This window comes from Bradyrhizobium sp. SZCCT0153, assembly GCF_018129995.1.
Classification (GTDB): domain Bacteria; phylum Pseudomonadota; class Alphaproteobacteria; order Rhizobiales; family Xanthobacteraceae; genus Bradyrhizobium; species Bradyrhizobium japonicum_G.
On the sequence record NZ_JAFCKS010000011.1, the window covers coordinates 39,097 to 59,105 of the forward strand.

The window sequence follows — 20,009 nt, forward strand, 5'->3', positions numbered from 1 at the left end:
GCGGATGAGCTCAACGGCCTCCCAACCCGCGCGGACGCATGCACAGACGGGCCCCGAGGCCGCCGCCTGGGCCGAGCGGCTGCGCGTGGCCAACATCAACCCTCGGACCGGGCTTGCCACCGACTATCTCAACCATTTCAATGAAGCCGTGATGCTGTTGGAGATGGTCCCGGACATGCCGGAATGCGCGGAAGATTTTTTGACCTGGTCGCCGCTGTCCTATGCCGAGCATTTCACGGCGTCGAATTTCAAGGCCCGCGATCTGGCGATCGAGGCCTATGAAAAAGCCGATCCGAACCTGCGCACACAGTTCGACCACATCACCGACACCATGACCTCGATCCTGACCGCGGTCGGATCGGCCATGCGCGAGGTCGAGAAGGACACGACCCGCGTCCGCCTCGCCGAGCAGGCGACGGCCTGGGTCAAGCCGTTGATCGCGGCCTGCGGCGGCATCATCAATGGCGGCGCGGAAGCCGACGTCGATACCATCATGGCGAACTGAACCGTGGCTGCGGTCGCCCAGCCCAGCCATCCCCAGGTCGCGGTCAGTGCCGCGATCTTCCGCGACGGCAAGGTGCTGCTGACCCGCCGCGCCCGCTCGCCCGCCAAAGGGTTCTATTCGCTGCCGGGCGGCCGGGTCGAGTTCGGCGAATCGCTGCACCAGGCGCTGGCGCGCGAGGTCGACGAGGAGACCGGGCTCGCCATCGAGATCATCGGTCTCGCCGGTTGGCGCGAAGTGCTGCCGGCCACGGCCGGCGCCGGCCATTACCTGATCATGTCCTTTGCCGCCCGCTGGGTGGCCCGGGAGCCGGCCCTGAATGATGAGCTCGACGACTACCGCTGGATCGCCCCGGACGCCCTGGCGAGCCTCGGCGACCTCAAGCTGACCGGGGGGCTGGAGGAGGTCATTCAGGCCGCCGCCCGGCTGATCGGGCCCTGACCGCCTCGCCTTGCTTCCACCGGCGTGAAGAGGCATACACCCCGCCGATGTCCACGCGATTTCTGGCCATTTTCGCCCTGATTCTCGCCTGCGCCTCCGCGCCCGCCCGGGCCCAGGACGTGGCGGCGCCGTTCGACGCCGATTTGCAGCGGCTGGCGGAGATTCTCGGCGGGCTGCACTATCTGCGCGGCATCTGCGGGTCCAACGAAGGCAACAAATGGCGCAACGAGATGCAGGCGCTGATCGATGCGGAAACCCCCTCCGGCGAACGCCGCACCCGCATGATCGCCGGCTTCAACCGCGGCTATAACGGCTTCCAGCAGACCTACCGGAGCTGCACGCCCGCCGCGACGGTGGCGATCCGCCGCTATATCGAGGAAGGCTCGAAAATCTCGCGCGATCTCACGGCGCGTTACGCGAACTGAGCGCCCGCCCCCCTCATCCGAACGCAAGTCCCTCATCCTACGCGTCGCAGGAACCCTGTCATCGTCTTTGTTCACAGCCGTTAACCGTTCCTAAAGATGTGGCCTAGCGGGCGTTAATGCGCGTGCTACACCTCTCGCACAGCGCATCGCCGTGGATCGCGCCCCAGCCCTGTCGAGTTTCATGAGCCATCCAGTGTCCTATGCCCCCGCCCGCGCGCCGCTACCCGATCACGAGCAGAAACAGGCCGCGCTGAGCTATCTCAACGAGGCCTGGGCCGAAGCGCGCCACGATGGCGTCGACGGCGACTGCCTGGCGCAGGCGAGCCTGTTTGCGGCCTTGGCCGAGCTCGTGGGCACCTATGGCGAGGACGCGGTGGCGAAATTCGTCGAGGGCTTTCCCGGCCGCATCCGCAACGGCGAATTCTCCGTCGACATCTCCCGGCAGTAACCGCTGTTCGAAAATGACCCCGCCACGCGGGCGGGGCCAGTCTACGGATGAATGACTTTGCGAACAGGATTTTGCGAACGAGTTCGCGAAGTCTGCTGCGTTTATCGCACGGAAGCCGCCTTACCCGGACAAGCATTAGTCTCGCGACGGCCGGGAGATGTTCCCGCTGCGGTCGGGAAATGTTGTCTCTAGTCCGTCTCGATCGGCAGCGCCGGGTCCCTCGCCCACTCACCCATCGAGGCGTCGTACAGCGTCAGCTTGTCGTAGCCGAGTTGCGTCAGCATCAGCAGGTCGATCGTCGCCGAGATGCCGCCGCCGCAATACAGGATCACATCCTTGTCGCGCGTGACGCCTGCCGCGGCGAACTTCGCTTCGGCATCCGCAAGCGAGGTCAGGGTCTTGTCGGCATTCACGAGCGTTGCAGCCGACACGTTGACGCTGCCGGGAACACGGCCGGGCCGGCCGTAGCGGCTCGGCTCGAGGCCGCGATGAAACTGCGGTCCCAGTGCGTTGACGATTGCCGTGGAGGGATCACCGATCCGCGCCTTTACGGCGTTCTTGTCGACGAAGAAGCCCGCGCGCGGCGCGGCCTTGAAGGTCGTGGCGGGATAGCCCTTCGATGCGCCCGTTACGACCGGCCGCCCCTCGGCCTTCCATTTGTCGAAACCACCATCGAGCACTTTCGCATCGACGCCGAGCGAGCGCAGCATCCACCAGAACCGCGTCGACCACATCATGGTGCCGATGCTGTAGAGCACGATGGTCTTTGACGCATCCGCGCCATGGCGGCCGAACGCGGCCTCCAGCTGCGCGATACCGGGCATCATGAAGAACTGCTGCGCGGAGGTGTCGGAGAACTCGCCCTGCAGGTCGAGGAAATCGGCGCCCGGGATGTGGCCGGCCGCGAAGGTCTTGTCGCCGGGCACTGCGCGATAGGGCAAATCGCTGCCCGGTGGCACCGGCTCGTTGTAGGTCGTGCAGTCGTAGAGGCGCAGGTTGGGATCGCCGAGTATAGCGGCGAGTTGGTCGGTGGTGATGAGGGGTGTCGGTTGGGACATCTGACTGCTCTCCCTATCGAGGGAGTGTAGCTTTCTCCCCTCGTCTTTGCGCGCAGCGAAACAATCCAGACTGCCGCCGCGGAGGGATTCTGGATTGCTTCGCTCCTCGCAATGACGAGGCTGCATCCTGCCCTACTGCTTCAGCGTCTCCAGAAACCGCACGGGCTCGCCTTGCGAAGCCGTCACCAGTTCGCCCTGCCACATCACGCGGCGACCGCGGATGAAGGTGCCGACGGGCCAACCGGTCACACGCACGCCATCATACGGCGTCCAGCCGGCCTTGGAAGCCACCCATTTGTTGGTGATGGTTTCGCTGCGCTTGAGATCGACGATGGTGAAATCGGCGTCGTAGCCCGCGGCGATGCGGCCCTTGCAGGCCATGTTGTAGAGGCGCGCGGGGCCGGCGCTGGTGAGGTCGACGAACCGTGCCAGCGACAGCCGGCCGGCATTGACGTGGTCGAGCATGAGCGGCACCAGCGTCTGCACGCCGGTCATGCCCGAGGGCGAAGCGGGATAGGTCTTCTGCTTCTCTTCCAGCGTATGCGGGGCGTGATCGGAGCCGAGCACGTCGATGATGCCCTGCTCGATGCCGCGCCAGATGCCGGCGCGGTGATCGGCGCCACGCACCGGCGGGTTCATCTGCGCCAGCGTGCCGAGCCGCTCGTAGCATTCGGGCGCGACCAGCGTGAGATGGTGCGGCGTCGCCTCGCAGGACGCGACGTCCTTGTGGTCGCGCAGGAACTCGATCTCTTCCTTGGTCGAGATGTGCAGCACGTGGATACGCTTGCCGGTCTCGTGCGCGAGCTTGACCAGGCGCTGCGTCGCCGTCAGCGCCGCGGTCTCGTCGCGCCACACCGGATGCGAGCGTGTATCGCCCTCGATGCGCAGCGGCTTGCGCTCGTTGAGGCGGTATTCGTCCTCGGCATGGAAGGCGGCGCGGCGGCGGATCACCTGGAAGATACGGCGCAGGCTCTCGTCGTCCTCCACCAGCAGCGCGCCGGTCGAGGAGCCGATGAACACCTTGACGCCGGCGCAGCCCGGCGCGCGTTCGAGCACCGGCAGGTCCTGCACGTTCTCGCGGGTACCGCCGATGAAGAATGCGAAATCGCAATGCATGCGGTGATGGGCGCGCTTCACCTTGTCGGTGAAGGTGGCCTCCGTCACGGTCAACGGAGACGTGTTCGGCATCTCGAACACGGCGGTGACGCCGCCCATCACGGCGCTGCGCGAGCCGGTCTCGAGGTCTTCCTTCTGCTCCAGCCCGGGCTCGCGGAAATGCACCTGCGTGTCCATCACACCGGGCAGGATGTGCAGGCCCTTGCAGTCGATCACTTCCGCGGCAGACGCCTGCGACAGCGGGCCCAATTCGGCGATCCGGCCGTTGGTGATGCCGATATCGCGAACACCCTCGCCGTCCTGGTTGACCACGGTGCCACCCCTGAGGATCACATCGAAACGCTGGGTCATGGCTGAAGGCCTCTCTCATCCCCAAGCGCAGGGCTCGAGGTCTTGTCGTTTAATCCTTGCGGGCTTACGTTCCGGAGCAACATGTCGCAAGAGATTTTCGCATGAAATCAGCGTTTCTTCCCGACCGGGGCGTGGTCAAGGTCGCGGGCGAGGATGCGCGCAACTTCCTCAACGGCCTCGTCACCACCGATCTCGACAGGCTCAAGCCGGGCCTGGGGCGATTCGGTGCGCTGCTGACGCCGCAGGGCAAGATCATCGTCGATTTCCTGATCACGGAAGCACCTGCCGGCCATGGCGGCGGGTTCCTGATCGACTGCCCGAAGCCGCTCGCCGAGGGCCTCGCCACCAAGCTGAAATTCTACAAGCTGCGCGCCAAGGTCATCGTGGAAAACCTCTCCGACGATCTCGGCGTGCTCGCTGCCTGGGACGGCCAGCCGGCCGCGCAACCGGACCTTGCCTTTGCCGATCCGCGCCATGGCGAGCTCGGCTATCGCATCCTGATCCCCGAACAGCTCAAGGAGAAGCTCTCCGATCTCATTGGCGCCGAACTGGTCGATGCCGCCGCCTATGAAGCCCACCGAATCGCGCTCGGGGTGCCTCGCGGCGGGCTCGATTTCACGTACAGCGACGCATTCCCGCACGAGACCAACATGGACCGGCTTGCCGGCGTCGATTTCGACAAGGGCTGCTATGTCGGCCAGGAGGTCGTCTCGCGGATGCAGCATCGCGGCACCGCGCGCACCCGCAGCGTCAAGGTGCTGCTCGATGACCTCTCGCCGGAGGCCGGCGTCAGCATTCTGGCCGGTGACAAGCCGGTGGGCACGATGGGTTCTTCGGCGCAGGGCAAGGGCATCGCGCTGGTGCGCATCGACCGCGTTGCCGACGCGCTCGACGCCGGCCAGCCGCTCACCGCCGGCGGCCTTGCCCTGACACTCGCCGAACCTGAAATCGTCCGTATTCCCGCCAAGCAGCCCACCGCATGAGCCGCGCCCCCCGCCTGCATCCCGACGGCCTGACGCGTTGCCCGTGGCCCGGCGAAGATCCGCTCTATGTCGCCTATCACGACACCGAATGGGGCGTGCCGGAATATGGCGACCGTGCGCTCTATGAAAAGCTGATCCTCGACGGCTTCCAGGCCGGCTTGTCCTGGATCACGATTTTGCGCAAGCGCGACAATTTCCGCAAAGCCTTCGACGACTTCCAGCCGGAGAAGATCGCGCGCTACAACGAAAAGAAAGTCCACGCGCTGATGAACGATGCCGGCATCGTTCGCAACCGCGCCAAGATCGACGGCGCGATCCTAAGCGCGAAGTCCTATCTGGACATCATGGAGAAGGGCCCCGGCTTCTCAAAGCTGCTGTGGGATTTCATGGGCGGAAGGCCCAAGATCAATCATTTCAAGACCACCGCAAGCGTGCCGGCCTCGACGCCGCTGTCCGTGCAAATCTCCAAGGAGCTCTCCTCGCGCGGCTTCAAGTTCGTCGGCCCCACCATCGTCTATGCCTTCATGGAAGCGACCGGCATGGTCAACGACCATCTCGTCGACTGCCATTGCCACGCGAACTGCGGCAAGACTCAGCGCAAGCCGCGCCTCAAGGTCAAATGAGCGCGAAGAAGACGGAGTCCGACTTGGCGTCCCGCGCCTGGCAGCGCATGCTGTCGGGCCGGCGGCTCGATTTGCTCGATCCCTCCCCGCTCGATATCGAGATTGCCGACATCGCGCATGGGCTGGCGCGGGTCGCGCGCTGGAACGGGCAGACCACCGGCGCGCACATCTTCTCGGTCGCGCAGCACACGCTGCTGGTGGAAACAGTGATGCGGAACGAGATGCCGCGCGCCGACCAGCGCATGCGGCTTGCCGCGCTTCTGCATGATGCGCCCGAATATGTGATCGGCGACATGATCTCGCCGTTCAAGGCTGTGCTGGACGGTCACTACAAGGCGGTCGAGAAGCGCCTGCTCGGCGCCATCCACATCCGTTTCGGCCTGCCGCCGGTGCTCTCCGACGACATCACGCTCGCCATCAAGGCCGCCGATCGCGGCGCGGCTTACCTCGAGGCGACCGAGCTTGCCGGCTTCAGCGAAAGCGAGGCGAGGCGCCTGTTCGGTCGCGACCCCGGCCTGTCCGACAGCGTCCGGCGCGACTACCTCACGCCCTGGACGGCGGCCCGGGCGGAGAAGCAGTTTCTGGAGCGGTTCAAGGCGGTGTTTGCGTAGCATCATCACTTCGTAGGGTGGGCGAAGCGAAATGCGCCCACCAAACTAGGCAAGATGTGCGAGCCGCGAAGCGGTGGGCGCGGCGCGATGCGCCTTTGCCCACCCTGCGAACGCTCGCTATAATCAGCGGCAAAAAGGTCTGCCATGATCCACGTCTGCTCCCTCGCCGCCCTTCCCGAAACCGTCCGCCTCACCAAGGCCAGCCACGTGCTGACCGTGATGGCCAATGTCGAGCAGGTGGCGCGACCGGTGTCGGTGCTGCCGGCCAACCATCTCAAGGTGTCGATGGACGACATCACCGAGGAGATGGACGGCTTCGTCGCGCCATCCGAAACGCATATCGAGCAGGTGTTGAACTTCGTGCGCGGCTGGGACCGCGGCGCGCCGCTGGTGGTGCATTGCTATGCCGGCATCAGCCGCTCCACCGCGAGCGCCTTTGCGGCCGTCTGCGCGCTCAATCCGGAACGCGACGAGGTCGAGATCGCGAAGAAGATTCGCGCGGCCTCCCCGATCGCCTCGCCGAACCGGCGCATCGTCGCCCTTGCCGACAGGGCGCTGGGACGCAACGGCCGCATGCTGCGCGCGCTCGACGAGATGGGCCCGGGCGCGATGATGGTCGAGGGCCGCCCCTTCGTGATCGAGCTCGAATGACCGCTGCGATCATCATCGCATGAGCGACAAGCTCCTGACGCCGATCGAGATCGGCCTGACCGCGGCGATCGTCGCGATCGAGAACCACGAGCCGTTGATCCTCACCGCGCGTAGCAGCGACGGGCTGGCCGGCCTGCCGTTCGGCCCGTTCGATGCGCTGAGCCATCGCACCTTCGAGATCGGCCTGCGCGCCTGGGTCGAGGAGCAGGCGGGCCTGCGGCTCGGCTACGTCGAGCAGCTCTATACGTTCGGCGATCGCGGCCGCCATGCCGAGGCCGGCGACACCGGCGCGCACATGGTCTCGATCGGATATCTCGCGCTGACGCGCGCCGTCGGCGGCGAACTCGCGGCGACCGGTGCGAGCTTCGAGCCGTGGTATCGCTTCCTCCCATGGGAAGACTGGCGCGAAGCGCCGCCCGCGATCATCGCGCGCGACATCCTCCCGGCACTGATGACATGGGCCGAGCAGGAGACCCCGGAGACGACGCGCGCGCTGCCGCGCAAGGATCGCGTGCGGTTCTATTTCGGCCTCGACGGCGCGCCCTGGGACGAGGAGCGCGTGCTGGACCGCTACGAGCTCCTGTACGAGGCCGGGCTGATCGAGGAGGCGCGGCGCGACGGCCGCCCTGCGGCATTAGCGCGCAAGACACTTCCCGCGCTCGGCACGTCCATGCGCTTCGACCACCGCCGGATTCTTGCGACTGCGATCGCGCGGCTGCGTGCAAAACTGAAGTATCGTCCTGTCGTCTTTGAACTTTTGCCCGCCGAGTTCACACTTACGGAACTGCAGTATACGGTGGAGGCAATCTCCGGCCGGCACCTGCACAAGCAGAATTTTCGCCGCCTGGTCGAAACCGAAGCCCTGGTCGAACCGACCGGGGTGATGTCGACACAGACGGGCGGACGCCCGGCGGCGCTCTACCGCTTCCGCCGCGACGTGCTCCAGGAGCGGCCCGCGCCGGGCTTGCGCGTCCGCTCCCGACGCTAACCCGACACATGCGCGATCGGCCTCTGCCCGCCGGTTGCCTGGAGGCTTCATGCTCGACGGCCCGTTTGACGTCTTTGCGCTGATCATTGCGATCATCGCCTTTCTGATCGCGATCAAGGCGTCCAGCCAGGCGGCCGAGTTGCGCCGCCGGCTGAACTCGCTCGAAGAGATGTTTTACGCGCAGCGGCCCGTGCAGCCGCCGCCGCTGATGCCCGCAGCGGTGCAGGCTGAAGCGCCCGCGACAGCCTCCGCAGAACCGCCGCCGCTTGCGCCCGAAGCCGCAGCCGAGGCCGCGCCGCCTCCGCCCGTGACCGAAGAGGTTTCGCCGCCCCCGCTCGAACCCGGCGCGGATGCGCCGCCGCCATTGCCCGCGCCCGCGCCCGGCTTTGAGGAACGGCTCGGCACCCGCTGGGTGGTGTGGATCGGCGGCCTTGCGTTGGCGCTCGGCGGCTTCTTCATGGTGCGCTATTCGATCGAGGCCGGCCTCGTCGGCCCCGGCGTGCGCGTGTTCCTCGGCGGCGTGTTCGCGCTTGCGCTCCTTGGTGCCGGCGAATGGTCGCGGCGCAAGGAAAGCATCTCCAACATCGCCGCGCTGCCGATCGCCAACATCCCCGCGATCCTCACCGCGGCCGGAACGGCGGTGGCGTTTGCCACCATCTACGCGGCCTATGCGCTCTACGGCTTCCTCGTGCCTGCGACCGCCTTCGTGCTGCTCGGCCTCGTCGCGCTGGGCACGCTGGCCGCGGCGCTGTTGCACGGACCCGCGCTCGCGGGCCTCGGCGTGGTCGGCGCGTTCGTGACGCCGATCCTCGTCTCCAGCAGCAAGCCGGATTATTGGGCGCTCTACATCTATCTCGCCATCGTCACCGCCGCGAGCTTCGGCCTCGCCCGCATCCGGCTGTGGCGCTGGCTTGCGGTGACAACCATCGCCTTCGCGGTGCTCTGGATCTTCCCTGGTCTCGACACTAGCGATTTGCAGGTTGCGCCGCACGCGTTCCATGTCATCGCCGGCTTCGTGCTGTCCGCGCTGCTCGTGGTCTGCGGGTTCATGTTCGGCCCCAGCATCGAGGACGGGGAGATCGAACCGGTGTCGTCGAGCTCACTCGGCGCCTATCTGTTCGGCGCGATGCTGATCGTGCTGTCGAGCGCGCATGCCGATCTGGCGCTGATCGCCTTCACGCTGCTCGTGGGAGCCACGCTGTTCGTCGCCTGGCGGGCCCCGGCGGCGACGGGCGCGCTGGGCGCGGCTGCAGCGACCGTCTTCATCGTGTTCGCCGAATGGGCGGTGCTCGCCAACCCAGACATGCTGGTGCTGCCGGGCGGGCCCATGGTCGGCGTCGGACCGGTTGCGACTGACAGCTCGGTGACACTGCATCTGGTGATGGCCGCGGTCTTTGCCGCCGGATTCGGCCTCGCGGGCTTTTTCGCGCAGGGCCGTTCGAATTCGGCGATCATTCCGGTCGTGTGGTCGGCGGCGGGGGTTGCAACGCCGATCGCGATCCTGGTCGCGCTCTACGCGCGCATTGCCCATCTCGATCGCTCGATCCCGTTCGCGATCCTTGCGGTGCTGCTGGCCGCGGCCTTTGGTGCTGCGACCGAAGCCCTGATGCGTCGCGAGACCCGGCCGGGCGTCGCCACCTCGACCGCACTGTTCGCGACCGGCACGCTCGGTGCGCTGGCGCTGGCGCTGACGTTTGCGCTGGAGAAGGGCTGGCTCACCATTGCGCTCGCACTGATGTCGCTCGGCACCGCCTGGATCTCGTTGCAGCGGCCGATCCCGGTTCTGCGCCGGCTCGCCGCCATCTTCGCCGCGATCGTCACCGCGCGCATCGGCTACGATCCGCGTATCGTTGGCGACGCCGTCGGTACCACGCCGATCTTCAACTGGCTGCTCTGGGGCTACGGCCTGCCGGCGGCATCGTTCTGGGCGGCGAGCCTGTTCCTGCGCCGGCGCGGCGACGACGCGCCGCTGCGCGTGGTCGAGGCCGCCGCGATCCTGTTCACCGCGCTGCTCGCCTTTATGGAGATTCGCCACTTCGCGACCGGCGGCGGCATGACATCGGCACCGTCGCTGCTGGAATGCGCGTTGCAGGCCTGCGTCGCGTTCGCCATGGCGATCGGACTGGAGCGGCTTCGGCTACGCAGCCGCAGCATCGTGCACAATGTCGGCGCCGTCGTGCTGACGGCAATTGGCGGACTCGTCGGCGTGTTCGGACTCTTCATCCTGGAGAACCCGATGCTGTGGCGGGTCGACGTCGGCGGCGCGGTGTTCAACCTGCTGCTGCTCGGCTACGCACTGCCGGCGGTGTTGCTGCTGCTGTTGTCCTATGCGGTGGTCGGCGAGCGCGGCAAGGCCTACGCCAACACCATCGCGGGCGGCGCGCTCGTGTTCGCGCTTGCCTATGTCACGCTGGAGATCCGCCGCTTCTATCACGGCCCGATCCTCACTAGCGGCGGCACCACGGGCGCCGAGCAATACACCTATTCGATCGGCTGGCTCGGCTTCGGCGTGGTGCTGCTCGGCGTCGGCATTCTCGTCAATTCGGAGCGGGCGCGGCTGGCGTCGGCCGTCGTCATCGCTCTGACGATCCTGAAGGCTTTCGTGATCGACATGTCGACGTTGACAGGCGTCTACCGCGCGCTGTCGTTCATGTGCCTCGGCATCGTGCTGGTCGCGATCGGCTGGCTCTACCAGCGCATCCTGTTCCGGCGGCAGGTCGCACCGCCGCCGGCTCAGCAGACGAGCAGCTAGGCCGCGCGGACCGAATCCAGGAACTGCGCGACCTCGACCTTCAGGCGCGTGCTGTCGGTCGCGAGCGATTTCGCCGCCGACAGCACTTCCGTCGAGGCCTCGCCGGTCTCGATCGCGCCGCGCTGCACGTCGGTGATGTTGGACGAGACCTCCTGGGTGCCGACCGAGGCCTGCTGCACGTTGCGCGAGATTTCCTGCGTCGCCGCGCCCTGCTCCTCGACGGCGGCGGCGATGGCCGCGGACACCTCGGACAGCCGCTCGATGGTGCCGCCGATCTCCTGGATGGCACTGACCGATTCCTGCGTCGCGGCCTGAATGCCCGCGACCTGCGCCCCGATCTCGCCGGTCGCCTTCGCGGTCTGCTCGGCCAGCGCCTTGACCTCGGAGGCGACGACCGCGAAGCCGCGGCCGGCTTCGCCGGCACGCGCGGCCTCGATGGTCGCGTTCAGCGCCAGCAAATTGGTCTGGCCCGCGATGGTGTTGATGAGCTCGACGACGTCGCCGATGCGGGCGGCCGCCTGCGACAGCTCGTTGACGCGCGCGTTGGTCCGCGTCGCCTGTTCGACGGCTTCCGCCGCCATCCGTGCCGAATCCTGCACGCGGCGGCTGATCTCGGTGATGGAGGACGACAGCTCTTCCGAAGCGGATGCCACGGCCTGCACGTTGGTGGAGGCCTCTTCGGACGCTGCGGCAACGACGGTCGCGAGCTCGCGCCCGCGCTGCGCCGTGCTGGTCAGCGTCGACGCGGAAGCCTCGAGCTCGGTCGAGGCCGACGACACGGTCCCGACGACCTCGCCGATCATGGCTTCGAACTTGCGGGTGATGGCGTCGACGCGGCGGCCGCGCTCGATCTTGGCCTCGGCGTCGGCTGCGGCGGCCTCGTCCGCGGCTTTCTTGGCGATCAGCGCTTCCTTGAAGATCTGGAGCGCATCCGCCATCGAGCCGATCTCGGTTTTCTCGCCGCGATGCGGCACCTCGGCCGAGAGATCGCCCTCGCCGAGCGACTGCATCGGCCGGATGATCGAGGCGATACCACGGGAAACGTCGCGCACGAGATAATAAGCAGCGCCGATCGCGATCACGACCGAAAGCACGATGATGCCGACCAGCACGCGAAAGATCATCGCGTAGCTGTCAGCCGCCTGCTTGGTCTCCAGTTCCGCGCCGCGATTATTTATCTCGATGCCTTTCTGGAGCAGCGGATCGGCGGCCTGCGCCATCTTCGCGACCCTGGTCTGCAACAGCTCGTTGGCTTCCGTCGGGAAGCGGCCGACGCTCTTGCGCGACAGCGCCATCACCTCCTGCACGCCGTTCAGATACTCACCCCACGCCGTGGTCCATTGCCCATAGAGCGAACGCTCTTCGGCAACGGTGATCAGTGGTTCGTAGACCTTGCGGGTCTTCTCGATGCGCTCCCGCAACGAGGCGAGGCGCTTCTCGGCAGCGTCCTTGCCCTCTGCGGTGTCCTGCATCAGATGCAGGCGGAGCGCGACGCGCAGCTCGTTGATGTCGGCGCGCAGCGAGCCGAGCGCGCGCACGCTGGGCAGCCAACTCTCCGCGATCTCGACCGTGTGCGCGTTGATGCTCTGCATGGTACCGATCGCGGTCACGCCGACGCCGGCGAGCGACAGAACGAGGACCGATAACACGGCCAGAAGCTTGAAGACGATCGACAATTTCGACATCACGACAAATCCCGATGATAGCTGGCAACGCACGACTTACCTGCGCCCGCAATCGTCACGACGGACGACAGGGCGTGGTCATTCCAACAATGCTGGCTGGTTCTTATCCGGTAAGATTGCTCTCATAGTTGCAAACAGGCGTTAACAGGAACCTACGTAAAACTACGGGACGCTCCCGGCCGTCGTTATTTTCTCTGCAACCGTCTGTTGCAGCTGCGCGAATTCGTGCTGCGGCGCGAGCGCGCCGCGCCTGCGTGGCAGCATCCGACCGAGGCGGACGGCCCTCACGCCGTCTGCACCGCCGCCAGGAAGCGCGCGACCTCGCTCGTCAGCCAGTTGCCATCCTGCGCAAGCGATGGGGAAGTCGGCCGATGATCGGCGAGGACGGCCGCCGTCAGGCGGCGCGCACGGTGTCGAGGAATTTGCCGACTTCGAGCTTGAGGCGATTGCTGTCGCCGGACAGTGACCGTGCCGCCGCCAGCACCTGCGAGGACGCGGAGCCGGTCTCGCCTGCGCCACGCTGCACGTCGGTGATGTTGGACGACACCTGATGGGTGCCTTCCGCCGCCTGCTGTACGTTGCGGGAGATTTCCTGCGTCGCCGCGCCCTGCTCCTCGACCGCCGCGGCTATGGTGGACGATATCTCGGACAGCTTTTCGATGGTGTCGCTGATGGCGCTGATGGCGCTGACGGAGTCCTGCGTCGCCGCCTGGATGCCGGAAATCTGCTGGCCGATCTCGCCGGTTGCCTTCGCGGTCTGCTCGGCAAGCGCCTTCACCTCGGAGGCGACCACGGCAAAGCCGCGGCCGGCCTCGCCGGCGCGCGCCGCCTCGATCGTGGCGTTGAGCGCCAGCAGGTTGGTCTGGCCGGCGATGGTGTTGATCAGCTCGACCACGTCGCCGATCCGCGCCGCCGCCTTGGACAATTCTCCGACGCGGTCGGTCGTGGTGCGGGCCTGGCTGACCGCCTCGCTTGCCACACGCGCGGATTCCTGCACCTGCCGGCTGATCTCCGTTATGGAAGACGATAGCTCCTCCGTCGCCGACGCCACCGACTGCACGTTGGTGGACGCTTCTTCGGAGGCCGCAGCCACCATCGTCGTCAATTCCTGTGCGCGCTCGGCCGTCGAGGTCAAGGTCGACGCCGAAGCTTCGAGCTCTGTCGCAGCGGAGGAGACGGTATCGACGATCTCGCCAACGGCTCCTTCGAAGCCGTCGGCAAGCCTGCGCATCTCGGCTTTGCGCTGCTCGGCCGCGGCCTGATCCTGCCGCATCTTGGCCTCGGCCTCCTCGCGTGCCTTCTGCTCCGACACGATCTTGAACTTCTCGACGGCCGCCGCGACTCCGCCGACCTCGTCCTTGCGGCCGAGGCCCGGCAGCACCACGGAGAAATCACCACCGGCGAGCTTGTCCATCGCGACCGTGAGCGCGCGGATCGGCCGCGCGATGGTCAGGAAGGACATGAGCCACGAACCGACAAGAACGAGCACGGCGCACGCACCGACCACCATGCCGAGACGTTCGCTCGCAGCCGTTTCCTGCGTCGCTGCGCTGATCTCCTCGCCGCTTCTGTGTCTGGCGAAATCGGCGATCTGGTCCGTCAGCGTGTCGAGCTGCGCAGCGATCGGCAGCGTCACCTCACGGGCCAGGCGCACGCCTTCCTCGGCCATCTTGGCAGAGCGGACAGGGTCGGTGCCCGCCAGGGCGATGGCCTCGCTGCGAACCGAGGCGTTCTGGAGTGCGCCTTTCGAGTAGTCCGCGGACAGGCCCTTGACCTTTTCGATGCGCGCACGATTTTCCGCGGAATGCGTCAGCTTGAGCATGGCGTCGACGGCGCCGTTCAGCGCTTTCGACCGCTCCACCAGAGTCTCGCTCGCCTTCTGCAATTCACCCGAATTGCTGGCGAGCCGGATATCGCGGACGGCGAGCTGCATGCCGCGCAACAAGAGTTTGGCTTCGATCGCGTCCCGCGCCAGCTCGAGCTGCGCGAATGCGGCCTGGTTCGAGCCGCGCACGCTGCCGTTGCCGGCAAGCTGACTTGCGATCATGGAAAGGACCAGAAGGATACCGAGGGCCGACGCAATCGCCAGCTTGGTCCCGATCCGCAAATTCTGAACGAGGCTCAACATGGGCATGCTTTCCTTGGGGAAATGCGCAGCCAAATCATTGTCGGCCGCCCTCGGCGTTGATCGCCCTTGCTCAAAAAATGAGCGATTGCCATTCCAATCTGGTTAACAACGGCCCCCGTGGAAATACTGCATGAGCGCGGAAACCCCTTGAAATCCAGCACGGAATGCGCGCTTAACAAGTTAATCACACGCAGTGATAGGGCTGTGGGGGGGCAGGCGCCGGGAGGCGAATGCGACTGAGAAAATGTATTGCTTCCGTTCGGAGGACCAACCCGGCGGAGTTCACATTTCGGAAGAACATCCCTCCGAACAATTCCGAGCTCCTCAACAAATCGAGTCGTAGCAGCGCGAACATCGATGCCGCGCGAACGCGCCTGGCGGCGCGGAGATCAATCGATGCGGTTGGGAAGCGGATGGCTTTCGCCGACGAGACTGATACAGAAGACCGGCTTCTTGTTCTCGTCGAGCAGCTCCATGCGCCACTCGGCGTTCGGCTTCAGGCTGCGCGCGATGCCGCCGAGCAAATTGGCGCAGACTTCGGTCATCTCGGTCCAGGCCGCGGCGCGATCCTCGAACTCATATGGCTGGTCGGCAGCGCCGGAATAGCGGCCAGTGCTGATACGGAAGAAGTACAGCGACATCGTTGAACCCTTTATCGGGCCGCGCCCCCCGGCCGTACGCAAACTGGGGCGCGAGTCGCTACCAACGCATGAAAGCCGCCGTCCGTATGACTACGGCGCGGCGGCTTCGTGTTTCGACGGCAGCTCTCAACGACAAAGTGCGCGGACCGTCCCGCGCAGCCAACTCACTGGGTCGAGCGGCGCAGCTCCAGCGGACCCTCGTTGCCGGCGGGCTCCGATTTGGCTTCCGGCTTCACCGGCTCGAGCCGGCTGCTCTCGACCCGCGGGGTCTCCACTCGCGCGGCGACCTCGGTGTTGGACGCGCCGACCGAACCGGTGTGTTCCGAGGTGCGCAGCGAGCGCGGACGCGCCGCAGCGCGCGCCATCAGCATCTGGTTGCCGCCCTGGTGGTGGAAGTCGCAATAGGCAAAGCCCATCCCCGACACCGAGCCGCGGAAGCTGCGATCGTCGGTCTTTTCAAGGTTGAAACAGGGCTCGAACGGAATGCCCTTGATCGAGGCGCAAACGTTCTGGCCGCGGATCTGGAGCGTGTTGCCGGGCAGGCGGAGATGTTTCACCGGGCCTGCGCCGGAGAACTGCACCGCGCCGGCGGCGCCGAGATCGTCCAGGATGCGGCCCGCGCCGCGCGTGCCATCGAAACACGTGAAGGCGAACACCTTGCCGGCCACGAAGCGCCGCGCCTCGTCGGCGTTCATGCTTCCTGCAATGGCCGGCGCCAACGTCGCTGCCGCCGTGACAGCCCCCAACACAATACGCGCAAGCATGCTCAACTCCGAACCAACCCCGCAGCGGGCTATGCCTTATCTCTTTACCCGCTGCTTACCATACTAACCATGGCGACATTGAAGCAGCTTGGTTGGCAAAGTCTGAACGCCGTTAGACAATTTTTACCACGATGCGACCCCGGACCTGACCCGCCAGGATTTTCGCGCCCCACGCCGAAACTTCGGAGAGCGCAATTTCATGAGTGATTTCAGATAGTTTCGTCCGATCCAAATCGGAAGCCAGCCGCTGCCAGGCGGCCTTTCGCGGCTCGATCGGGCACATCACGGAATCGATGCCGAGAAGGCACACCCCGCGCAAAATGAAAGGTGCGACAGACGACGGCAGGTCCATGCCGGCAGCCAGGCCGCAGGCCGCGATCGCGCCGCCATACTTCGTCATCGACAGGAGATTCGCGAGCGTGTTGGAGCCGACGCTGTCCACGCCCCCCGCCCAGCGTTCCCTGGCAAGCGGCTTGGCCGTCCCCGACAATTCGTTGCGGTCGATCACTTCGGCTGCACCAATCCCTTTCAGATAGTCCGCTTCCGTGGCGCGGCCGGTCGAGGCGATGACGTGGTAGCCGAGCTTCGACAGCACGGCGGTGGCGACCGAGCCGACGCCACCGGCCGCGCCCGTCACCACGACGGGGCCGCTTTTCGGCGACAACCCGTGCTTCTCCAGCGCGAGCACCGAGAGCATCGCGGTGAAGCCGGCGGTACCGATCGCCATGGCATCGCGCGCCGACAGGCCCTGCGGCAATGCGACCAGCCAGTCGCCCTTCACCCGCGCCTTCTCGGCATAGGCGCCGAGATGGGTCTCGCCCATGCCCCAGCCGGTGCAGACGACCTTGTCGCCCGCCTTCCATTGCGGATGGGAGGACTGCTCGACCGTGCCGGCGAAATCGATGCCGGCGATCATCGGGAAGCGGCGCACCACCGGCGCCTTGCCGGTGAGCGCGAGACCGTCCTTGTAGTTCAGCGTCGACCATTCCACGCGGACGGTGACGTCGCCCTCCATCAGTTCGGCTTCGTCGAACTGCGTGAGCTGCGCGGTGGTGCCCTTGTCCGCCTTGTCGATCCGGATCGCCTTGAACGTGGCCACAGCAAACCTCCCTGGCTTGTTTGCCGGGATGTTTAGCCGATCAGGCCGGCTGCGCAACCGCTCGCTGGACCGGTTTTTCCACAATCGGAAGATTGATCAGCGCGGAAAGCACGCCGAACAGGATCGAGAGCCACCAGATCGGCGTGTAGGAACCGAACCGCTCGAACACGATGCCGCCGAGCCAGACGCCGAGGAAGCCGCCGACCTGATGGCTGACGAAGGCAAAGCCGTAGAGGGTTGCAAGCCAGCGCGTGCCGAACATCAGTGCCACAAGCGCCGAAGTCGGCGGCACCGTCGACAGCCAGGTCAGACCGGAAATTGCGCCGAATGCGATCGCCGAGAACGGCGTGATCGGGAACGAGATGAAGGCGAGCGTGGCGAGCGCGCGGGTGAAATAGATCGCCGAGAGGATGTAGCGCTTGGGCAACGAGTTCTGGAGATAGCCGACGCTGAGCGATCCCATGATGTTGAACAGGCCGATCGCCGCGATGACCCAGCCGCCGGTTTGCGTCGAGATGCCGCGATCGACCAGGAAGGCCGGCAGATGCACGGTGATGAAGGCGAGCTGGAAGCCGCAGGTGAAGAATCCGAGCACCAGCAGCACATAGGAGCGATGGCCGAAGGCTTCGGCGAGCGCCTTCTTGAAGGTTTGGTCGTCCGCGGGCGCCTTGCTCGCGGAGCTGTCAACTGGCGGCGTCGAGAGCGCCAGCGACAGCGGGATGATCAGCAGCATCAGGAAGCCGAACACGGTGAGCGCCTGCTGCCAGCCGAAATTGTCGATCAGTGCGACGCCGATCGGCGCGAACAGGAACTGGCCGAACGATCCCGCCGCGGTGCCTGCACCGAGCGCAAGGCCCCGCTTCTCGGGCGGCAACAGTTTGCTGAACGCCGACAGCACCAGGTTGAACGAACAGCCGGCGAGACCAAAGCCGACCATGACGCCGGCGCCGATGTTCAGCGACAGCGGCGTCGAGGAATAGCGCATCAGCAGCAGGCCGCCGGCATAGAGCAGAGCGCCGACGCACATCACGCGGAACAGGCCGAAGCGGTCGGCGACCGCGCCGGCGAGAGGCTGGCCCAGTCCCCACAGCAAATTCTGAAAGGCGATCGCGAGGCCGAACACGTCGCGGCCCCAGGCATATTCACGGCTCATCGGCTGCACGAAGAAGCCCAGCGCCGAGCGCGGGCCGAAGCCGAGCATGCCGATCGCACAGCCGCAGAGGATGATGACAGCCGGCGTGCGCCAGTTGGAGGAACGGGAGACCGAACCGAGCTCGCCCATTTGTGTCGACATGCTGTTCCTCATGTTCGTCGGCGGATTCGCAAAAGGCCGCCGGGAGCCCGCTCGTTTAATGCATCTGCATGAAAATCCCAAGTCGAAAACAATTGCATTTCGAGAAGGGCTGAGGCGGGAGCATTGCATTTCTGGCCGCCTCATCTGACGCGCCAGGCGCGGGTCGACTTGACGGAAATGTGTGCGGCGGCATCTAGCGGCCCGCGGCACTGCGTGATATCTTCGATTTACTCATATTGAGCATATTGACCTCGACGATTCCCCGGCCCTCTCGGCCGGATTTCTCAGGCTTCAAATATGCTCTTATTGAGCATATTTGGTATGCACGGGAGGCTTCGATGCCGATCACTGGAATTTACGGTCCCGACGATTTCGCCAGCCGGCCGCAGGGCCGGGTCGTCAGCTCACCGCGCGCTGCACCCGCGCGAACGGGACCCATACTGCCTGGGCCCTCGCTGGAATGGACACCGGAGGTCGAGCGCGCCACCGCGGCGCTCTATGACCGCGTGAAACACGTGATCCCGCCGATCGAGTGGCCGCTGATGGCGCCGACCATCAAGGCGATCAACGAGCTGAAGCGCACGCGGGGCGCGGTAATCCTCGCGCACAATTACCAGGCGCCGGAGATCTTCCACTGCGTCGCCGACATCGGCGGCGACTCGCTCCAGCTCGCGGTCGAAGCCACCAGGGTGAAAGCCGGCATCATCGTCCAGTGCGGCGTTCACTTCATGGCGGAGACGTCAAAGCTTCTCAATCCGGACAAGACGGTGCTGATCCCCGACTCTCGCGCCGGCTGCTCGCTTGCCGCCAGCATCACGGGTGCCGACGTTCGCCTGCTCCGCGAAAGATTTCCCGGCGTGCCTGTGGTCGCCTATGTCAATACCTCGGCGGATGTGAAGGCCGAGGTCGACATCTGCTGCACCTCGTCGAACGCGGTGCAGGTGGTCGAGAGCCTGGGCGTGCCAAGCGTGATCTTCCTGCCCGATCGGTACCTTGCGACTTATGTGGCCTCGAAAACCGACGTGAAGATCATCGCCTGGAAGGGCGCCTGCGAGGTGCACGAGCGGTTTACGGGCGCCGAGCTGCGCGCCTATCGCGAGGCCGATCCCACCGTGCAGATCATCGCCCATCCGGAATGCCCGCCGGATGTGCTGGCGGAGGCCGACTTCACCGGCTCGACCGCCCACATGATCAACTGGGTGCGCGAAAAGCGGCCGCGGCGGCTCGTGATGATCACGGAATGCTCGATGGCCGACAATGTGCGGGCCGAGCTGCCTGACGTGGAGATGCTGCGCCCCTGCAATCTCTGCCCGCACATGAAGCAGATCACGCTCGCCAACATCCTGGAGAGCCTGCTGACGCTTGGCGACGAAGTGACGATCGATCCCGAGCTTGCAGTGCGTGCACGGCGTTCGGTCGAGCGCATGATCAATCTGAAGAATTGAGAGC

The 20,009-nt window shown here is 65.8% G+C and carries 19 protein-coding genes; 11 read left to right on the forward strand and 8 right to left on the reverse strand.

Annotated features, from left to right (window positions below; translation table 11 throughout):
- Positions 1-4 precede the first annotated feature (4 nt).
- The 4 genes from JQ572_RS31590 (at position 5) to JQ572_RS31605 (ending at position 1,816) form a co-directional block, all read left to right on the forward strand.
- Positions 5-505 carry a hypothetical protein gene (locus tag JQ572_RS31590; RefSeq protein WP_211386748.1) on the forward strand — a complete coding sequence of 167 codons (501 nt, stop codon included), beginning with the start codon at positions 5-7 and terminating at the stop codon, positions 503-505.
- A gap of 3 nt (positions 506-508) precedes the next feature.
- Positions 509-943, forward strand: coding sequence for an NUDIX hydrolase (locus tag JQ572_RS31595; protein WP_211386749.1), 435 nt, complete (start codon positions 509-511; stop codon positions 941-943).
- A 47-nt stretch (positions 944-990) separates the two neighbouring features.
- Entirely contained in the window at positions 991-1,368 is a 378-nt protein-coding gene (locus JQ572_RS31600) for a TIGR02301 family protein (RefSeq protein ID WP_211386750.1), read from the forward strand.
- Between the two features lie 181 nt (positions 1,369-1,549).
- On the forward strand, positions 1,550-1,816 hold the full coding sequence (locus JQ572_RS31605) for a hypothetical protein (protein WP_007594892.1): 267 nt from the start codon (positions 1,550-1,552) through the stop codon (positions 1,814-1,816).
- Between the two features lie 188 nt (positions 1,817-2,004).
- Here JQ572_RS31605 and JQ572_RS31610 read toward each other — a convergent pair whose 3' ends face one another.
- Positions 2,005-2,874 carry a sulfurtransferase gene (locus JQ572_RS31610; protein WP_211386751.1) on the reverse strand — a complete coding sequence of 290 codons (870 nt, stop codon included), beginning with the start codon at positions 2,872-2,874 and terminating at the stop codon, positions 2,005-2,007.
- A gap of 132 nt (positions 2,875-3,006) precedes the next feature.
- Positions 3,007-4,341 (reverse strand): dihydroorotase, encoded by a 1,335-nt coding sequence (locus JQ572_RS31615; RefSeq protein ID WP_211386752.1) that lies wholly within the window; start codon positions 4,339-4,341, stop codon positions 3,007-3,009.
- Between the two features lie 101 nt (positions 4,342-4,442).
- Between JQ572_RS31615 and ygfZ the strand changes: the two genes are divergently transcribed.
- The 6 genes from ygfZ to JQ572_RS31645 all read left to right on the forward strand — a co-directional run bounded on the left by ygfZ (position 4,443) and on the right by JQ572_RS31645 (position 10,949).
- Positions 4,443-5,324: a CAF17-like 4Fe-4S cluster assembly/insertion protein YgfZ gene (gene ygfZ / locus JQ572_RS31620; RefSeq protein ID WP_211386753.1), complete on the forward strand. Its 882-nt coding sequence runs from the start codon at positions 4,443-4,445 to the stop codon at positions 5,322-5,324.
- The gene (locus JQ572_RS31625; protein WP_211386754.1) at positions 5,321-5,947 is read left to right on the forward strand and encodes a DNA-3-methyladenine glycosylase I; all 627 of its coding nucleotides are present in this window, start codon (positions 5,321-5,323) and stop codon (positions 5,945-5,947) included. Before ygfZ ends, JQ572_RS31625 begins: the two co-directional genes overlap by 4 nt.
- Positions 5,944-6,558 (forward strand): YfbR-like 5'-deoxynucleotidase, encoded by a 615-nt coding sequence (locus tag JQ572_RS31630; protein WP_211386755.1) that lies wholly within the window; start codon positions 5,944-5,946, stop codon positions 6,556-6,558. Before JQ572_RS31625 ends, JQ572_RS31630 begins: the two co-directional genes overlap by 4 nt.
- A 144-nt stretch (positions 6,559-6,702) precedes the next feature.
- On the forward strand, positions 6,703-7,209 hold the full coding sequence (locus tag JQ572_RS31635; RefSeq protein WP_211386756.1) for a tyrosine phosphatase family protein: 507 nt from the start codon (positions 6,703-6,705) through the stop codon (positions 7,207-7,209).
- A gap of 19 nt (positions 7,210-7,228) precedes the next feature.
- Positions 7,229-8,197 (forward strand): NUDIX hydrolase, encoded by a 969-nt coding sequence (locus JQ572_RS31640; RefSeq protein WP_211386757.1) that lies wholly within the window; start codon positions 7,229-7,231, stop codon positions 8,195-8,197.
- Positions 8,198-8,246: 49 nt separating this feature from the next.
- Positions 8,247-10,949 carry a DUF2339 domain-containing protein gene (locus JQ572_RS31645; RefSeq protein WP_211386758.1) on the forward strand — a complete coding sequence of 901 codons (2,703 nt, stop codon included), beginning with the start codon at positions 8,247-8,249 and terminating at the stop codon, positions 10,947-10,949.
- On the opposite strand, the gene JQ572_RS31650 is transcribed toward JQ572_RS31645, so the two are convergent.
- The 6 genes from JQ572_RS31650 to JQ572_RS31675 form a co-directional block, all read right to left on the reverse strand.
- Positions 10,946-12,634 (reverse strand): methyl-accepting chemotaxis protein, encoded by a 1,689-nt coding sequence (locus tag JQ572_RS31650; protein WP_211386759.1) that lies wholly within the window; start codon positions 12,632-12,634, stop codon positions 10,946-10,948. The genes JQ572_RS31645 and JQ572_RS31650 overlap by 4 nt on opposite strands.
- 394 nt (positions 12,635-13,028) lie before the next feature.
- On the reverse strand, positions 13,029-14,762 hold the full coding sequence (locus tag JQ572_RS31655; RefSeq protein ID WP_211386760.1) for a methyl-accepting chemotaxis protein: 1,734 nt from the start codon (positions 14,760-14,762) through the stop codon (positions 13,029-13,031).
- A 389-nt stretch (positions 14,763-15,151) separates the two neighbouring features.
- On the reverse strand, positions 15,152-15,403 hold the full coding sequence (locus tag JQ572_RS31660; RefSeq protein ID WP_211386761.1) for a DUF6894 family protein: 252 nt from the start codon (positions 15,401-15,403) through the stop codon (positions 15,152-15,154).
- A 164-nt stretch (positions 15,404-15,567) separates the two neighbouring features.
- A complete protein-coding gene (locus JQ572_RS31665; RefSeq protein ID WP_211386762.1) occupies positions 15,568-16,167 on the reverse strand; it encodes a hypothetical protein in 600 nt (199 codons plus the stop codon).
- Positions 16,168-16,279: 112 nt separating this feature from the next.
- Entirely contained in the window at positions 16,280-17,266 is a 987-nt protein-coding gene (acuI, locus tag JQ572_RS31670) for an acrylyl-CoA reductase (NADPH) (RefSeq protein WP_211386763.1), read from the reverse strand.
- Positions 17,267-17,306: 40 nt separating this feature from the next.
- A complete protein-coding gene (locus JQ572_RS31675) occupies positions 17,307-18,560 on the reverse strand; it encodes an MFS transporter (RefSeq protein WP_211386764.1) in 1,254 nt (417 codons plus the stop codon).
- 338 nt (positions 18,561-18,898) lie between these two features.
- Between JQ572_RS31675 and nadA the strand changes: the two genes are divergently transcribed.
- Positions 18,899-20,005 (forward strand): quinolinate synthase NadA, encoded by a 1,107-nt coding sequence (gene nadA / locus JQ572_RS31680; RefSeq protein ID WP_211386765.1) that lies wholly within the window; start codon positions 18,899-18,901, stop codon positions 20,003-20,005.
- The last annotated feature ends 4 nt before the right edge of the window (positions 20,006-20,009 follow it).

What these genes read in the sequence shown, in the direction of transcription:
- JQ572_RS31625 (WP_211386754.1), top strand. Translation starts at nt 5,321, where the DNA reads ATGAGCCGCGCCCCCCGCCTGCATCCCGACGGCCTGACGCGTTGCCCG.
- JQ572_RS31605 (WP_007594892.1), top strand. Translation starts at nt 1,550, where the DNA reads ATGAGCCATCCAGTGTCCTATGCCCCCGCCCGCGCGCCGCTACCCGAT.
- JQ572_RS31650 (WP_211386759.1), bottom strand. Translation starts at nt 12,634, where the DNA reads ATGTCGAAATTGTCGATCGTCTTCAAGCTTCTGGCCGTGTTATCGGTC.
- JQ572_RS31615 (WP_211386752.1), bottom strand. Translation starts at nt 4,341, where the DNA reads ATGACCCAGCGTTTCGATGTGATCCTCAGGGGTGGCACCGTGGTCAAC.
- JQ572_RS31610 (WP_211386751.1), bottom strand. Translation starts at nt 2,874, where the DNA reads ATGTCCCAACCGACACCCCTCATCACCACCGACCAACTCGCCGCTATA.
- JQ572_RS31600 (WP_211386750.1), top strand. Translation starts at nt 991, where the DNA reads ATGTCCACGCGATTTCTGGCCATTTTCGCCCTGATTCTCGCCTGCGCC.
- JQ572_RS31645 (WP_211386758.1), top strand. Translation starts at nt 8,247, where the DNA reads ATGCTCGACGGCCCGTTTGACGTCTTTGCGCTGATCATTGCGATCATC.
- JQ572_RS31635 (WP_211386756.1), top strand. Translation starts at nt 6,703, where the DNA reads ATGATCCACGTCTGCTCCCTCGCCGCCCTTCCCGAAACCGTCCGCCTC.
- JQ572_RS31665 (WP_211386762.1), bottom strand. Translation starts at nt 16,167, where the DNA reads ATGCTTGCGCGTATTGTGTTGGGGGCTGTCACGGCGGCAGCGACGTTG.
- JQ572_RS31655 (WP_211386760.1), bottom strand. Translation starts at nt 14,762, where the DNA reads ATGTTGAGCCTCGTTCAGAATTTGCGGATCGGGACCAAGCTGGCGATT.
- nadA (WP_211386765.1), top strand. Translation starts at nt 18,899, where the DNA reads ATGCCGATCACTGGAATTTACGGTCCCGACGATTTCGCCAGCCGGCCG.
- JQ572_RS31640 (WP_211386757.1), top strand. Translation starts at nt 7,229, where the DNA reads ATGAGCGACAAGCTCCTGACGCCGATCGAGATCGGCCTGACCGCGGCG.
- JQ572_RS31630 (WP_211386755.1), top strand. Translation starts at nt 5,944, where the DNA reads ATGAGCGCGAAGAAGACGGAGTCCGACTTGGCGTCCCGCGCCTGGCAG.
- JQ572_RS31675 (WP_211386764.1), bottom strand. Translation starts at nt 18,560, where the DNA reads ATGTCGACACAAATGGGCGAGCTCGGTTCGGTCTCCCGTTCCTCCAAC.
- JQ572_RS31590 (WP_211386748.1), top strand. Translation starts at nt 5, where the DNA reads ATGAGCTCAACGGCCTCCCAACCCGCGCGGACGCATGCACAGACGGGC.
- JQ572_RS31660 (WP_211386761.1), bottom strand. Translation starts at nt 15,403, where the DNA reads ATGTCGCTGTACTTCTTCCGTATCAGCACTGGCCGCTATTCCGGCGCT.
- ygfZ (WP_211386753.1), top strand. Translation starts at nt 4,443, where the DNA reads ATGAAATCAGCGTTTCTTCCCGACCGGGGCGTGGTCAAGGTCGCGGGC.